At 31.6% G+C, this 16,133-nt stretch carries 13 protein-coding genes; 7 read left to right on the forward strand and 6 right to left on the reverse strand.

What is annotated here, in order from left to right:
• Positions 1-272 precede the first annotated feature (272 nt).
• The 3 genes from aroF to aroA all read left to right on the forward strand — a co-directional run bounded on the left by aroF (position 273) and on the right by aroA (position 3,857).
• Positions 273-1,298 (forward strand): 3-deoxy-7-phosphoheptulonate synthase, encoded by a 1,026-nt coding sequence (gene aroF, locus RBH29_RS00395; RefSeq protein ID WP_306694276.1) that lies wholly within the window; start codon positions 273-275, stop codon positions 1,296-1,298.
• Entirely contained in the window at positions 1,288-2,382 is a 1,095-nt protein-coding gene (locus RBH29_RS00400) for a prephenate dehydrogenase (protein ID WP_306694277.1), read from the forward strand. The genes aroF and RBH29_RS00400 overlap by 11 nt, the downstream gene beginning before the upstream one ends.
• A gap of 200 nt (positions 2,383-2,582) precedes the next feature.
• On the forward strand, positions 2,583-3,857 hold the full coding sequence (gene aroA, locus RBH29_RS00405; protein ID WP_306694278.1) for a 3-phosphoshikimate 1-carboxyvinyltransferase: 1,275 nt from the start codon (positions 2,583-2,585) through the stop codon (positions 3,855-3,857).
• A gap of 110 nt (positions 3,858-3,967) precedes the next feature.
• Here aroA and RBH29_RS00410 read toward each other — a convergent pair whose 3' ends face one another.
• Positions 3,968-4,630 carry a redox-sensing transcriptional repressor Rex gene (locus tag RBH29_RS00410; RefSeq protein WP_306694280.1) on the reverse strand — a complete coding sequence of 221 codons (663 nt, stop codon included), beginning with the start codon at positions 4,628-4,630 and terminating at the stop codon, positions 3,968-3,970.
• A 278-nt stretch (positions 4,631-4,908) separates the two neighbouring features.
• On the opposite strand from RBH29_RS00410, the gene RBH29_RS00415 reads away from it, so the two are divergent.
• Positions 4,909-6,825, forward strand: a complete 1,917-nt coding sequence (locus RBH29_RS00415; RefSeq protein ID WP_306694281.1) for an ABC-F family ATP-binding cassette domain-containing protein — start codon at positions 4,909-4,911, stop codon at positions 6,823-6,825.
• A 203-nt stretch (positions 6,826-7,028) separates the two neighbouring features.
• Here RBH29_RS00415 and RBH29_RS00420 read toward each other — a convergent pair whose 3' ends face one another.
• Positions 7,029-8,537, reverse strand: a complete 1,509-nt coding sequence (locus tag RBH29_RS00420) for a LysM peptidoglycan-binding domain-containing protein (protein WP_306694283.1) — start codon at positions 8,535-8,537, stop codon at positions 7,029-7,031.
• A 101-nt stretch (positions 8,538-8,638) separates the two neighbouring features.
• Positions 8,639-9,358, reverse strand: coding sequence for an N-acetylmuramoyl-L-alanine amidase CwlD (gene cwlD / locus RBH29_RS00425; RefSeq protein ID WP_306694285.1), 720 nt, complete (start codon positions 9,356-9,358; stop codon positions 8,639-8,641).
• A 305-nt stretch (positions 9,359-9,663) separates the two neighbouring features.
• Here cwlD and glnA point away from each other — a divergent pair, with 305 nt between their 5' ends.
• The 3 genes from glnA to RBH29_RS00440 all read left to right on the forward strand — a co-directional run bounded on the left by glnA (position 9,664) and on the right by RBH29_RS00440 (position 12,053).
• A complete protein-coding gene (gene glnA, locus RBH29_RS00430) occupies positions 9,664-11,091 on the forward strand; it encodes a type I glutamate--ammonia ligase (protein ID WP_306694286.1) in 1,428 nt (475 codons plus the stop codon).
• Positions 11,092-11,265: 174 nt separating this feature from the next.
• A complete protein-coding gene (locus RBH29_RS00435; RefSeq protein WP_306694287.1) occupies positions 11,266-11,520 on the forward strand; it encodes a hypothetical protein in 255 nt (84 codons plus the stop codon).
• Between the two features lie 281 nt (positions 11,521-11,801).
• Complete coding sequence (locus RBH29_RS00440) at positions 11,802-12,053, forward strand: hypothetical protein (protein WP_306694289.1); 252 nt, start codon at positions 11,802-11,804, stop codon at positions 12,051-12,053.
• Between the two features lie 17 nt (positions 12,054-12,070).
• On the opposite strand, the gene RBH29_RS00445 is transcribed toward RBH29_RS00440, so the two are convergent.
• From RBH29_RS00445 to RBH29_RS00455, 3 genes are all read right to left on the reverse strand, one after another.
• Positions 12,071-12,658, reverse strand: a complete 588-nt coding sequence (locus RBH29_RS00445) for a DNA-3-methyladenine glycosylase (RefSeq protein WP_306694417.1) — start codon at positions 12,656-12,658, stop codon at positions 12,071-12,073.
• A gap of 239 nt (positions 12,659-12,897) precedes the next feature.
• Entirely contained in the window at positions 12,898-15,030 is a 2,133-nt protein-coding gene (locus tag RBH29_RS00450) for an ATP-binding protein (protein WP_306694295.1), read from the reverse strand.
• Positions 15,031-15,052: 22 nt separating this feature from the next.
• Positions 15,053-16,123, reverse strand: coding sequence for an HD-GYP domain-containing protein (locus RBH29_RS00455; RefSeq protein ID WP_306694300.1), 1,071 nt, complete (start codon positions 16,121-16,123; stop codon positions 15,053-15,055).
• Positions 16,124-16,133 lie beyond the last annotated feature (10 nt).

The raw sequence follows: 16,133 nt of genomic DNA on the forward strand, positions 1-16,133 counted from the left end.
ATCATTCTTATTCTTAGAATTGTAACACATATGTTAAAAATCGTAAACGGTTATTTTTTCCATTTGCAGTTTTATGAATATAAGATTAATTTCATTAATCTTATATTAAAATATGGAAGAATCATTGTGAAGTAACTTTAGTTTCTGGAATATTGTTCTTCACATTTATTAAATACACCCATTATTATATATTTTTGTTGACAATTTAAAATTCTCATTGTACATTAAGAATAAGTTTTAAGATTTTATTATTAAAGGGAAGGAAGCTAATTATGGTTATTGTAATGAAACCCAATTCTAAAGAAAGTGAAATAAAGGAAGTATCAAAAGTAGTAGGTTCATTAGGACTTAGAGTGCATATATCACAAGGTACAGAACGTACTATCATAGGTATAATCGGCGATAAGAGAAGGCTTGGTGATGTCCCTTTAGAATTAATGTCTGGGGTAGAAAAACTTGTTCATATCTCAGAATCATATAAACTCTCAGGTAAAACATTTAAGCCTGAACCAAGTGTAATTGATGTAAATGGTGTTAAGATTGGTGGAAAAGAACTTGTTATGATGGCAGGTCCATGTGCAGTGGAAAATAGAGAACAAATATTAGAAACTGCTAAAGCAGTAAAAAAGTCAGGAGCTCAATTTTTAAGAGGTGGGGCTTTTAAACCTCGAACTTCTCCTTATGCCTTTCAAGGACTAGAAGAAGAAGGACTTAAGCTTCTTGCAGAAGCAAAAGAAGCTACCGGACTTCTTGTTGTTTCTGAAGTCACAAGTGAGAGAGCTGTCGAAATAGCAGATAAGTACGTAGATATGTTTCAAATAGGTGCAAGAAACGTCCAAAACTTTCAACTTTTACGCGAAATCGGACGTTCTAAAAAACCTGTTCTTTTTAAAAGAGGTACTGCTACAACTATAAGTGAATGGCTAAACGCTGCAGAATACATAATGAATGAAGGCAACTACAATGTTATATTGTGCGAAAGAGGTATTCGTACCTTTGAAACAGCCACAAGAAACACATTGGATATAAGTGCTGTACCTGTAGTTAAAAATTTAAGTCATCTGCCAATAATAGTAGATCCAAGTCATGCTGCTGGAAAATCAGTTTATATAGACGCTCTTTCAAAAGCTGCTATAGCCGCTGGTGCAGATGGTTTAATTGTTGAAGTTCACCCCCAGCCAAAAAAAGCTCTTTCAGACGCTGCACAACAGCTGTCACCAGATGTCTTCAACCAGCTGTGCAAAGACATTGAAGGAATAGCCAAAATAGTAGAAAGAGAATTTAAATATGGTGGATAAAAAAATCTCTGTTATTGGTCTTGGGCTTATTGGGGGGTCAATTGTAAAGGCTTTAAGGGAACGCTTAAATGTAAGTGATATTACAGCAATTGATAACAATGTTGAATCTTTAAACCAAGCCCTGAAGGAAGGATATATATCCAGAGGTTTTTCCAAGTTAAATAAATATATATTTGATTCAGACATTATTTTTATATGTACACCTGTTAAAGTTACAATTACCTATCTAGATGCTCTTAAAAATAACGTTAAGGATGGCTGTATAATAACCGATACATCAAGTACAAAAGGAGAAATTGTAAACTATATCAACTCAATGGAAAAACCCCCATGCTTTATTGGGGGTCATCCAATGACAGGTGCAGAAAAAACAGGCTTTACCTCAAGCTATGGTCATCTTTTTGAAAATGCATATTATATACTTTCACACACTAAAAGTTCTACTGAAAACACCATGGAAACTTTATATAAAATAATCGAAGGTTTAGGTGCAATTCCATTAAAACTCAATGCTCAAATACATGATAAAATAACTGCAACAATAAGCCATGCTCCTCATGTAATAGCCTCCGCTCTTGTAAATCTTGTGAAAGATTCCGACTTAGAAGAAAAAATGCAAATTCTTGCAGCAGGAGGTTTTAAGGATATAACACGAATTGCATCATCTAGTCCTCAAATGTGGGAAAATATAGTTTTAAGTAATAAAGAAAAAATTCAAAAAATAATATTTGATTTTATAGAAACACTACAAAGTTTTATAGAATATATTGATAATAATGATTCTAAAAACATTTACAACTTTTTTGAATCTGCCAAACTATATAGGGACTCATTTTCAAACAACAGAAAAGGACTGATTCAGCCTTCAAATGAGTTGGTGGTTGATGTAATAGATAAACCTGGTATAATTGGTGAAATAGCAACTTTATTAGGGCAAAACGGTATTAATATTAAGAATATAAATGTATCAAACAGCAGGGAATTTGAGCAAGGGTGTCTCAGAATTACTTTACCTGATTCTTACAGTGTAGATGCATCCTTTAGTTTGCTCACTAGTATTGGGTATAAAGTATTTAAAATATGACTCTCTACCAGTGAATTAAGAGTTAAAATTATATTTTAAATACCCGATAAACTTCAAAAGAAGATTTTTAAGCTGTTTATGTTAACCAGCTTGATTATATATCCTAGCGGAAGCTTTTAAAAGTACGTTCCGCATTAATAGTTACATTTATGTTGTTATAAAACAAGAATTCTTATACTCAAGGAATGGGGGAATTTAGAGTGTTAGTTGAAAAAAGAGATTCATTGAGAGGCGAAGTAACAGTGCCAGGTGATAAATCTATTTCACACAGAGCTATTCTTTTCGCTTCTTTAGCAAAGGGAACGACCGAAATTGATGGTCTTTTAATGAATGAGGATTGTCTCAGTACAATTGACTGCTTTAGAAAAATGCAGGTTAGAATTGAAATACTGCAAGACAATAAAGTTAGAATTCACGGTAATGGGCTTTATAGCTTGAAGCCTCCAACTGCTGTTTTGAATTCTGGTAAGTCTGGAACAGCTCTAAGGTTATTACTTGGAGTTTTATCAGGTCAACCATTTAGTTCTGTGGTAACTAGAGACGATTCCGCACTAAGAAAACCTGTAGGTAAAGTTGTAACACCTTTAAGGCAAATGTGGGCAAATATTGATGGAAGAGATTCAGGAAACTTATGTCCTCTTAGAGTCACACCTTCTAAACTAAAAGGAATAACTTATAATTCATCCCTTTTAGACACTTATATAAAATCACCATTACTAATTGCTGGACTTTACGCAGAAGGTGAAACAAAAATTGTTGAGACAATTAAGTCAAGGGATCATTCAGAATTAATGTTAAACCATTTAGGAGCTGATTTAAAAATTGATGGTCTTGAAGTAAGCTCTAAAAAAATTGAAAACCTTTATGCTAATAATATTAAAATACCTGGCGATATTTCAACTGCTGCTTATTTTATAACTGCAGCTCTTTTAGTACCTAATTCTGATGTGATAATTAAAAATGTTGGTGTGAATCCAACAAGAACAGGAATTCTTGATGTATATAAATCAATGGGTGCTAAAATAGAATTTCTTAATGAAAAAACTGTAAACAATGAAAAAGTAGCTGATATAAGAGTAACGTCCTCTTCTCTTAAGGCAACTGAAATAAAAGGTGCTTTAATACCAAGACTTATTGACGAAATACCTGTTATTGCTGTTGCTGCTACACTGGCAAAGGGAACCACAGTATTTAAGGATTTAAACGGTTTTAAAATCAAAGAATCCGGTCGTTTGAAATACATGGTTAGAGAGCTTTCAAAGCTTGGAGCTTCCATTAAAGAAACTGAAGATGGAATGACAGTAGAAGGTGGAAAAGAACTCAAAGGAACCATTGTAGAAGGACATAATGATGCTGAAATAACTATGTCTCTTTGTGTTGCAGGTCTTATAGCAGAAGAAGAAACAATGGTAAGAAAATCACAGATTTTAGATATAGCATACCCTGAATTTATTCCTGTATTAAATAAACTATAAAAATAAGGGGGCATTTAAGTCCCCTTATTTTTAAATCTTTCACTTGGGAATATCTTAGAAATAACGCCCTGCCCTATTTTAAAGGACAAATTCCCGAGAATTTAACCAGTTCACTTTATCTCTTTTGATTTCGCTTCTCTTCTTGATTTTTCTTTAAGCCTGTATCCTAACACCATCAAACTATCGCTTAAGTGAACATTTTCAACAATAACATCATGAGTAATTTCCAAATCCATAGGAGAAAAATTCCAAAGTCCTTTTACTCCCAAGCTAGCTACTTTATCGGCAACAGCAGGAGTTTTCTCGTAAGGCAAACATAGCATAGCAATGTCAATGGATTTATTTTTAACAAATTCACCAAAATAATCAAAATCCATAACTTCTATTTTACGCAATTTTTCACCTATCAAATCAGGATTTACATCAAATATTCCTATTAAATTAAATCCTCTTTTTTCAAAATTTGAATAATTAGCAAGAGCTCTCCCCATATTACCTGCACCAATAATAACCACATTAAAATTTTGGTTAACTCCAAGAATATTTCCAATCTCATTATACAAAGATCCTACATTATAACCATAACCTTGCTGCCCAAACCCTCCAAAGCAATTTAAATCCTGACGTATTTGAGAAGCAGTTATTCCCATACGCTGACTTAATTCCTTAGAAGATACTTTTGTTATATCCATCTTAAGTAAATCCGATAAATATCTATAATATCTTGGCAAACGCTTTATTACAGCCATTGAAATTTTCTTATCCCCATTCATCCCACTCACCTCTAATATAAATAATGAATCATATCACAGATTAATCTCTGCAATAGATATAGAAGCTACACATACCCTAAAAAGTGTCCTATTACACTCACACCATAAAACTTTTCTAGTAAAAATTTACAAAAATATTATTTAAAAGTATCTAGATATTATTTTTAACAATTAAACTATTGTGATTATACACCTTTGTTATTTTATTGTCAATATTGCTTACGCATATGTTTTTTGCTACAATTGTCTAGTGAGTTCAAAAGAAAGATGTGATTAATTTGATTATTCTAAGTTGTAATGACATAAGTTTTTCATTTGGAATAAATAAAATATTGGATAATGCCTCTTTTAGCATAAAAAATACTGACAAAGTTGGAATTGTTGGGGTTAATGGAGCTGGTAAAACCACTCTTTTTAAAATAATAACTTCAGTTTATACAGCCGAAAGCGGAGAAATCTATACTGCTAAAAACTTAAAGCTTGGTTATTTAGAGCAAGACTCCGGTCTTAATTTAAATAATACCCTGTTGGAAGAAGTACTAGAAGTGTACTCTCACTTTATTAGCATGGAAGCACGTATAAACCAATTAGAAGAGTTTATAAGCACTGAAAAAAATGAAGATGCCCTAAACTCATACATGAAAGAATATTCTCGTTTGTCAGAGGATTTTTCAAGATTGGGAGGCTTTGAGTACAACAGCCGTGCCAAAGGTATTTTAAAAGGCTTGGGATTTTCAGAAGATGAATTTCATTTAGAAGTTGATAAGCTAAGTGGTGGACAAAAAACCAGACTTTCTTTGTCAAAACTTCTTTTAAAAGAGCCTGATCTTCTTCTTTTAGACGAGCCTACAAATCATTTAGATATTAATGCAATAGAATGGCTGGAAGGCTTTTTAAAAGAATATAAAAAATCTGTAATGGTTATTTCTCACGACAGATTTTTTCTAGATAAAATTACAGATAAAACACTAGAAATAGAAAATTGCCGTGTAAAGCTATATAACGGGAACTACTCAACTTATATAAAACAAAAGAGTGCTGACAGAGAAGTACAACAAAAACACTATGAACAGCAACAAAAAGAAATTTCTAAAATGGAAGCTTTTATACAGCAACAAAAAAAATGGGGTAGAGACAAAAGAGTTATTGCAGCAGAAAGCAGACAAAAAGCCTTGGATAAAATGGAAAAGATTGATAGACCTGAAAGTTTACCTGATAAAATTAAAATAAATTTTAAAAGCAATATCCCTAGTGGAAATGATGTTTTATTTGTCGAAAATATTTCAAAAGAGTTTCCAGAAAAACCTCTTTTTAATAACCTGACTTTTAATCTTAAAAAAGGTGAAAAGCTATTTATATTAGGTCCAAACGGCTGTGGTAAAACAACTCTTTTAAAAATACTCACAGAAAACCTTAAACAAACTGGGGGAAGCTTTCGTTATGGTCACAATGTTGAAATGAATTATTATGACCAAGAACAAGAATCCTTAAATCTTGATAATACACTAGTTGATGAAATATGGAATGCAAATCCCAACCTGTCAGAAACAGAAATCAGAAATGCTCTTGCAATGTTTCTTTTTAAAGGAGAGGATGTTTTTAAACAGATATCTACTTTAAGTGGAGGCGAAAAAAGCAGAATATCATTAATTAAAATAATGCTTTCAGGTTCAAATCTTCTTATTTTAGACGAACCTACAAATCATTTAGATATCAATTCCAGAGAAACACTTGAAAGATCTTTAGTGGAGTTTGAAGATACTCTAATTGTCGTTTCTCATGACAGATACTTTATTAATAAGCTTGCAACTAGGATTATTTACCTTGACAATACATCTTCCAATATAAATTATAAGGGAAATTACCAAGATTTTTTATCTTACAGGGATAAAATTAATACTTTTGAGCAAAAAAAGGAAGATACCGATGAAAACCTGTCTTCTGCAAAATTACAACACTTGGCTAGTAAAGAAGAAAAGTCTAGAAAAAGACGTTTAGAAAAACTTGTCCTTAACACCGAAGAAGAAATATCAATAGTTGAAAACCGGCTAAATGAAATAAACACTCAAATGCAGTCAGAAGAGATAATAACCGACCATGTAAAACTTATGGATTTTCAAAAGGAACACGATGAACTTAATCAAAAATTAGAAAAACTTTATGAAACATGGGAAGCAGCATTGGCTGAAAGTTAGAGACCTTAACTGTAAGTTAGAAATTGTGGATTAGACGTTCAATATTATGAAAATAAAGGCAATAGAATGTATTTATTAAAAGGGAATGGCATTATTTTTTAATATACCATTCCCTTTTTTACTTAAGTTTTTATCTTATTCTAAGTCTCCACCTGAAGCCTCGATGTTTAGCTTTATCTAAACGAGTTCACTTTCCTGACTTTTTATCTTAGTCCTCCAGCTATCAATACATTTTGCTGATGAGCAGCATCAATTCCATTATTGTTATGTCTCTTAGAGTTTAGAAAGTAAACATCAAAATGTCCGTCCATTCCATTCCCGGAAATTTTGTTATAATTAGGCCCATATCCATATCCCCCACTTCTGTTGGCTACATTATCTAAAAATGGAACCCCATCAACACCTGCGTGAGGCATACCTGATACAGATACTGCAAATCTTCTCTCGGCTGTCTCTAGAATAAAGGGACGTTTGCTCCACGTCCAATTCCATCCAAAAATTTCTTTCATCGTTTGAGTATCTCTTTTTGTAAGAGTTTCACAATCAGCATGGTTTGCTCCAATTGTTCTTTTTATCATAAAACTCTTTCCTGTTTCCACATCTATAAGTTTTCCTGTTGCACCAATTGGGAAAACATAGTTCCCTTCAGAAAACCAATCTAATACTTCACCTGAATTAGTTGTGGGTGTATCTTTTTTCGCTATATGATGAACAGGAATTTTAAGTACCTGTCCTACATCTAAAACAGAACCTGACGGCAAATTATTTATACTTTCGAGTTCATTATTAGGTATACCCAGTTGCTGAGATATACTCCACATGCTATCTCCCATTTTTACAGTGTAGTCTTTATAAGTTGTATAGTTGCTGGATGTATCAACAGGTATTACATTATTAAAGTATTGGCTGTTAGAGCTTGTATTATTTATATCCTGTCTAATCCATGTAACACTTTTGTGTATATATCCCTCACCTATAGGAGTATTCACCTTGTACCAATCCCCTGCCTTTCCCTTTATGTCTACCCTTGTCCAAGGCTGGAGATATCCGACTGCCTTAACATTAAGACTTGTTCCGCTGCTTAAAGTTGCACTGTTTGAGGTATATGCTTCAATGTACTTTGTATTACTCTTAAACTCTTTTATTTTTAAATTTTGTCCTGGATATATTATATCCCCAGTTAAACCATTAAGTTGTTTTATCGACGAAATTGTAGTGTTAAACAAACGGGAAATACGCCACAAAGAGTCCCCTGAAATCACATTATATGTCAATTTCCTTTCACTAGGGTTAAATGCCATAAGCATATTTACACGATTGTGCATATAAACTTCTACTCCTAGTTTTCTATAAGAAAACTCTGCTGGAACCATATACCTCAAGTTTATAACTTTCATTGGTGCCTCTGCTCTAATATACTTCCCATTAAAGGATACAATATCATTGTCTAAGTAAAATACAAGCTGATTCTCTCCATATTTTAAAGTACCTGTCATAGCAATTCTGTCATAATAGAAACTCCCTCCTATAGATTGGGCAAGTTCTATTGCTGGTACCATTAAAACATTGTTATGAGTACCAACACCTACTTCTTCAAATACAACATTGTTATTAAATGCAATACCCAGTGAATTATCCGCTGACCAAGAGATTTGCTGCATAGATGTGAGAAACAATATTACAATAGACATTGCTGCAACTAGTTTTTTCATTAAATTGCCCCCTTATAACATTATTGGTTTACATAATATTATAAGGGTTTATTTTAGTTTAATCAGTATTTATTGCTTTTCAATTTAATTAAGTTTTTGTTTCATAGACCATAATATTTTTTTATTCCTTCTTTTATGGCAAAAGCCAATTTTTCTTGATACTCTTGAGTTGAAAGTTTCTGTTCCTCCTCAGGATTAGATAAAAACCCACATTCAACTATGACGGTAGGTTTTTTAATATCTCTTAAAATAAGTATTTGCGTGTCTTTAACAAGTGCCTCTCTTTTATTTTCAGGATCAACAAACTCTTTTAATGATTTTTGAATGCATTCAGCAAGTTTCTTGCTCTCTGCCGAATTTTTTGGAAAAAACGCCTGAGCACCATGATATTGGGTCTGAGGAAATTTATTCAAATGAATACTAACCACTATATCAGCCTCTTCTTTATCCATTACTTTTTTACGCATTTGCAAATCCTGTCTTCTTTTATTTGTGTATCCCTTTGTCCCCTCTTCATACTGAAGTCCATCTTCTTCTCTAGTCATAATAACTTTAAAATCTTCTTCCTCAAGAAGTTCTTTTACCCTTTTTCCTATAGCTAGATTCACATCCTTTTCTTTTATCCCGCTATAATCGCTAACAGCTCCCGGATCTTCTCCTCCATGTCCTGAGTCAATAATTACGTTTTTTTTCATCATATCAGCATTTGTTGTCTCGATTGACTCTGCATTAAAATTGAATTTCAAGCTGTATACTATTATTGAAAGTAAAAAAATCAATGCTATTAAAAGTATTTTATCTTTTCTAAATACAAAAATCATTATATCTGTCCCCCTTTTATCAATATACAATAAAGATATTCAATAACAGGTTGACCATATACTATTAATTTTACAAAGCTTTGTCAATAGGTGCATGATAAATGGAAGAAACATTCTCCTTCACCTTTAATATATGAATCTTTGTCAATTTATTGGCTTGACTTCTTTTTCAATGTTCAATAAAATATATCTATGTGATTTGTAAAAGATTATTTTTATTAATCATTTACTAAATCTACAGTAATTAATATAATTTTTTGTAGATTTAAATATATTAATAATAAATTCCTAAAAGGGGTGAAACAATGTTTAAAAATTTAAGCGAATTAAAAAACTACTGTAAAGAACATGAAATTAAAATGATTGACTTCAAAATGATTGATTTATCTGGTCGCTGGCGCCACTTAACGATACCATCTGAAAGATTTACTGAAAAAACTTTAGAAAACGGAATTGGTTTTGATGGATCAAATTATGGTTATGCTACTCTTGAAAAAAGCGATATGGTTTTTATACCAGATATTACAACATCAAATATTGAATTTTCTGCAGAGATACCAACAATCTCTATGATAGGAGATGTTTACATAATAGAAGACACTCCTAAGCCTTTTGATCAAGATCCTAGAAATATAGCCAACAAGGCAGAGAAATATATGTCGGATATGGGCGTAGCAGATGAATTTAGGATAGGTCCTGAATTTGAATTCTATTTATTTGACCACGTAAGTCACAATATTTCTTCAGATACAATAGCTTCTGAAATTGATGCAAATCAAGCTGCGTGGAATAATTGTAAAACAGATAAGAATTTAGGATATAAAATTCCTTATCAAGGTGGATATCACATAACACCTCCTATGGATGTCTCTTTTGATTTTAGAAGCAAACTCTGCATGGAACTGGAAAAGAGACAAATTCCAGTAAAATATCACCATCACGAAGTAGGCGGTCCTGGTCAGCTTGAAGTAGAAGTAGAATTTGGTGGTCTAAGAGAGATGGCAGACAAAACAATGCTGGCAAAGTATATCACTAAAAATGCAGCTTTTAAAGAGGGAAAAACAGCTACCTTTATGCCAAAACCTGTGTATGGCGATGCCGGCAATGGTTTACATGTTCATATGCACATGTTTAAAGAGGGCAAGCCAATATTTTATGACAAAAATGGATATTCCGGATTAAGTAAAGAGGCATTGTATTTTATAGGTGGTCTTTTAACACATGCTGCTTCTCTTTGTGCACTTACCAATCCAAGTACCAATTCATATAAACGCTTATTGCCAGGATATGAAGCTCCAGTTGGTATTTGTTTTGCCACTTCTAACAGAAGTGCCGTTGTACGTATACCAGCATATGCAACATCACCTATGGAAAAACGATTTGAAATTAGAAGTCCTGATGCTACCTGCAATCCTTATTTTGCATATTCTGCAATTCTAATGGCAGGTTTAGATGGAATAAAGAAAAAAATAGACCCTACAAAAGAAGGATTAGGTCCATGCGACTTCAATTTATATAACTTAACTAAAGAAGAACAATCTAAAATTAAATTTTTACCAAAATCATTAAATGAAGCATTAGATGCTTTAGAAGAAGATTATGAGTATTTACTTGAAGGCAATGTATTTCCAAAGCGCCTTATAGATATCTGGATAGATAAAAAGCGCAATGAAGCTGCCTCAATCAATAAAATACCTCACCCTGCTGAATTCGAACACTACTACGATTTATAATTAAATTGGGGTCAGTCTTGAATAATTTACTTACTCAAGCCTGACCCCTACATTATTTTGCTTTTCTCTTTAATTGCACCCATCGATGCGATATGTTATAATAATGATATAATATTTTGAAAAGTAATTCAATTGCTTTTTGAAATATTAGTAAGTAAGTAAGGGAGTAGTAATATGAGTAAGAAAAAAAATTCTATTAATTCTATCATGGGGGAATTAACTAAATGTAGTAATGAACTTAGTGACTTAAGCAAAAAAACCGGTACATCTACTAAAGTAGATAAAATTAGAGAAGAAATTTCAGAATTTGGCTGGAAACACATTCTACAAAAATATCATCCTGATGTAAACATTGATGATCCTGCCGCAAATGAACTTTTTCAACTTTACAAATGCGTATATGATGACATTAAAAAAAACGATAAGTAATGGCTAATTAAATTATCTTGCACCAATATTCACCATTTAAGTTTGCTATTTTTAGGAGGCTATTTGCATGGAAGAATTCGGTATTAACCAGTTTAAAACCAAACAAACAGTTTACTACGTATCCACTTTGATTTTAGTTTTTAAATATATACTATTGACAACTATAAATTTGTCTCTTTTTGTGATTATGTTAAGCCCGTTAATATTTGATATTCACACAACCATTCTTTTCATTATTATGGGCTTTCCTTTTTTTTATTTTAGCTGTATTTTTCCTGAAGATGCCGCACAAAATAACAAAACTAGAAAACGATATAATTGAATTTAAATTTTTAATCGGCAAAAGAAAAGCATTATTAACAGATGTGCTTTTTATAAAAAAAGGCTTAATAAGCAGCTATCTTTTGTTGGTAAAACCTAATAGCAATACTTCATGTAAAAAGATACGGGTTTGTAATAACATCGATAATTTCTTCCATCTAATCTCTAATATAAAAGAAAAAAATCCTTATCTTATAACAAGAGGACTTTAAAAAATCTTTTTTTAGCACTATTTTTTTGAAATAAATTTGTTGTCCTTTATCATATACCTCCATGGATAATCCTTTGCCTCACCTGCATAGTCAATATTCACCCTTGGTGTAGAAATAATATCTTTACTGTCTACATCTTTATTTTCCGTGACGTATACGTCGCTTTTACACAAATCCACTCCATTTGTTTCTCTAGTTATGCTCATCGCCTGACACAGCTTACCAGGACCACTGCACAGATTTCGTATAACATCAGTCTTCCTGCGTTTTTTCATCAAATCAATTCCATCTATTGGCTCTATTGCTCGAATTAAAACTGCTTCAGGCTTTTCTTCTACATTCGTAACAATATTAAAACAATGATACATACCATAAATGAGATACACATAGGCATAGCCTCCCAGTCCAAAGGCAACTTCATTACGGCTGCTTCTCTTTCCCCTAAAAGTATGTGCAGCAGCATCTAAAGGTCCAATATATGCTTCTACCTCTACAATCTTACCTGTTGTAGTCCCCTCACTGGTATTATGTATTAAATTCTTTCCAAGAAGTTCTTTTGCAACTGTTAAAGTATTTCTTTCATAAAAGTTTCTCTTAAGTTTTATTTTAAATACAACTCCTTATCTTTTTTCTATTTAAAATATCTATAATTAATCACATTTTAGCTCAATAATTATTTTAGCACATTTTTTTGATAAATTACAAATTGTACATATTAAATTTGAAGAATAATATTCCAAAAACTAAAGTTTCAAAGTTTAGAGCCTATAAATACTTCATTTTTTCATTCACTTAAAAATAACATACACTCATAGGAAACTCGTTTATCTAAATCTGAACTATTTCACTTTGCTTTTATATTCTGTATAACTTTTAAAAAATTGTCCTTATTCACAGGTTTGCTTAAATAACTGTCCATACCACTATTAATACATTTTTCATTATCACCATCCATAGCATTTGCTGTCAATGCAACTATTATGGTATGTTTTTTGTCTTCTTCCATTTTTCTAATTTCCTTTGTCGCTTGATAACCATCCATAACAGGCATTTGACAATCCATAAATACTATATCATAATTTTTCTCTTTTATTGCTTCAACTGCCTCCTCTCCATTAACAGCTATATCACAAATTATATTTAACTTTTTTAACATGGTACTCAATACTTTTATATTAATTTCATTGTCTTCCACTAACAATACTTTAATATCTTTATTGTCAATGTTGGCTTTTATTAATGTTTTATTCTTATCAAAATAGTTAGCTTTATTTTGATGAGAATTATCGCCAATTAAATGATTTTTTTCATTTTTGTACTTAGAAAAAGGGATAAAAACTTTAAATATGGATCCTTTTCCCAGCTCGCTTTCAACAAATATTTTTCCATTCATAAGTTCTAATAATTTCTTTGATATTGCTAAACCTAAACCAGTTCCACCATATTTTCTGGTGGTAGAAGAATCTTCTTGGGTAAAAGGATTAAACAGTTTATTTATTTTCTCTTTTTCTATTCCTATCCCTGTATCTTTAACTTCAATTTTAATTGTATCTCCACCCTTTAACTGCTTTTCAGCAAAAACATCTATATTTATTTTTCCCTGTTCTGTAAATTTCACAGCATTTCCTATAAGATTCATTAATATTTGTCGTAGCCTGTTAGAGTCTCCAATTACTTTTTCAGGAACAGATGAATGTATTTTGGTTTCAATGACAATATTTTTTTCTGAAACTTTAGGCATGAAAATGGATATTACGTTTTCAACACAGGTTTTTATGCTAAAAACCGTTTCCTCTATTACGAGTTTTCCAGCTTCAATTTTTGAAAAGTCTAAAATATCATTTATTAAATATAGCAACATTTCTGAAGCTACTTTTGCCTCTTTTACATAATCTTTTTGTTCTAAAGACAGGTCAGTACCGTAAAGCAAATCCAAAAAACCAAGTATTCCATTCATTGGAGTCCTAATTTCATGAGACATATTAGCAAGAAACTGGCTTTTCATTGTGCTAGCTGACTCCGCTGCTGTTTTTGCCCTATTAAGTTCATTTTGTATTATTTTTTGTTCCGTTATATCTTCTGCTGTACAAACTACAAACTCAGTATTACCATATTTGTCTTTTTTAGGTTTACCCTTTATAAGGAGAAGTCTTTTTTCACCTTTGAAGTTTTCAATCTCTAGTTCATTTTCTCCAAGATTATCCTCATAAAACATGGACCAGTTATTTTGTGTTAATTTATCAGCAATATTCGCAGGAAAAACGTCATATAAGTCTTGAAATTCCATTTCTTCTTTTTTTCTGTTGAAAAATTTGGCATGTGCTTCATTTACTGCACCATATACAGTAACATTTTTTAGCACCCACAACTGAGCCTCTGAATTATCTAAAAGAATAGATTGGTTTATTATGGTTTTTAAATATTCTTCATCTTTTTTAATCTTTTTTCTTATGTTTGTAAATATTTTTGCAATTTCTTTTAATACCTCGATATGTTTCTCTTCCCATACTATATTTTTTTCTATATGCTCAAAAGCTAGAAACCCTTTAAGCTCCATTTCTATTTTTATGGGAATAATAATGCAATCCCTAACTCCCTCTTCTTGAAAAGCCATTTTTTCAAATATTGCATCTTCAGGTAGTTCTTCAATGCTGTTAATTACTAAATAATTTTTTTCCTTAATCTCTGAAATTATCCATGGTAAATCATAAACAGGTTCGTCTATTTTTTTAGCTCTCTTCTTTTTTATCCCTTCCCTGCTCCATTGAACTTCCAGTTTCATTATAGTTGGATCATCAGAAAAACCATAAATGTATATTCTATCTAACGAAAACACATGTGCTATTTCATCCATAATTTTTACTAATTCAATTTCATAATTATCTGTGGTAACATTAAGAGTTTTGCTACACACTTTATATATTAATTGAAGATACTGTTTTGAAAAAGTTTTTTTCATATTATCATCTAAGCTCATAAGTACCCTCCAAACTAATAATCTATATCTGACAGCTTCCGTCGATAAAAATAGTCAATTCTTCTAATAAATCAATTTCATATGGTTCAATTAACCTTTTCCCTTTTTTATCATATATAACTTTTACAACAGGTCTCATTGGCATTCCTTTATTTTGTTTTATTACAAGACATTTTTCATTTGTATTTAACAAAACTCCACTTCCATTTGGAAAGGCAGCAATATTTGCCGAGAACTTTTTTACTATCTCAGAATCAAAAAAAGTATTGCTCATACTTGTTATATATTCAATAATTTTATAGACAAACCTCTCTCCCTCAGTCCCTCTTTCTGAAATCATATTATCAAATGTATCACAAATTGAAATCAACTTTGCAATTTCGCTTATCTCACTTCCCTTAAGCTTAAGTGGATATCCAGTTCCATCTACCTTTTCATGATGCATTAAAACTGCAACTTTAGTATGGGCATTGCAAAAATCCTGCTCACCTAAAAAATCATACCCTGCCCTTGGATGCATAATTTTTATATATTCATCTAGTTTTTTGCTTGATTTATATTTAGAGGTTATTTTTTTATCATTTTGAATTTCCACTTTTCCTATATCATGTAAAATCCCTGCCATTGCAACATCTCTAAGCCTTAACATATTGTAGCCCATATGAGTTGCTATTATCGTAGATAAAACACATACATTTACTGAATGTGAATAAATGCTATTATCTTTTGATCTTATTTCTGATACATTTGCTAAGACATCTTTATTCGCTAAAACATCGTCTATAACTGAGTTAACTGATTTTAAAACACCACTATTATCAGCTTTTCCTTCCCTACAATACTTACCAATCATGTCTTTAACAGCATGCTTACTCATCTGTCTGGTCTTTTCAGATATATTTTCTTCTATAACAACTTCCTTTGAAATATCATCATCTACGTAGATTGACTGGATTTCCAATTCTTTTAACTTCTCAATATAAAATGGAGTTAGTTTTATACCTTCATTTAACAAAACTCTGCCTTCATCATCAAAAATTTGTTTTCCAAGTATTTCATTTCCTTTAAGTCTTGAAACATCAACAATTCTCATACTAACCTCC

This window comes from Herbivorax alkaliphila, from assembly GCF_030848475.1.
Lineage (GTDB): Bacteria > Bacillota > Clostridia > Acetivibrionales > Acetivibrionaceae > Herbivorax.

Coding starts and splice junctions, on each gene's coding strand:
- aroF (WP_306694276.1), top strand. CDS start 273: ATGGTTATTGTAATGAAACCCAATTCTAAAGAAAGTGAAATAAAGGAA.
- RBH29_RS00400 (WP_306694277.1), top strand. CDS start 1,288: ATGGTGGATAAAAAAATCTCTGTTATTGGTCTTGGGCTTATTGGGGGG.
- RBH29_RS00410 (WP_306694280.1), bottom strand. CDS start 4,630: ATGAATGGGGATAAGAAAATTTCAATGGCTGTAATAAAGCGTTTGCCA.
- RBH29_RS00420 (WP_306694283.1), bottom strand. CDS start 8,537: ATGAAAAAACTAGTTGCAGCAATGTCTATTGTAATATTGTTTCTCACA.
- cwlD (WP_306694285.1), bottom strand. CDS start 9,358: ATGATTTTTGTATTTAGAAAAGATAAAATACTTTTAATAGCATTGATT.
- glnA (WP_306694286.1), top strand. CDS start 9,664: ATGTTTAAAAATTTAAGCGAATTAAAAAACTACTGTAAAGAACATGAA.
- RBH29_RS00435 (WP_306694287.1), top strand. CDS start 11,266: ATGAGTAAGAAAAAAAATTCTATTAATTCTATCATGGGGGAATTAACT.
- RBH29_RS00440 (WP_306694289.1), top strand. CDS start 11,802: ATGCCGCACAAAATAACAAAACTAGAAAACGATATAATTGAATTTAAA.
- RBH29_RS00450 (WP_306694295.1), bottom strand. CDS start 15,030: ATGAGCTTAGATGATAATATGAAAAAAACTTTTTCAAAACAGTATCTT.
- RBH29_RS00455 (WP_306694300.1), bottom strand. CDS start 16,123: ATGAGAATTGTTGATGTTTCAAGACTTAAAGGAAATGAAATACTTGGA.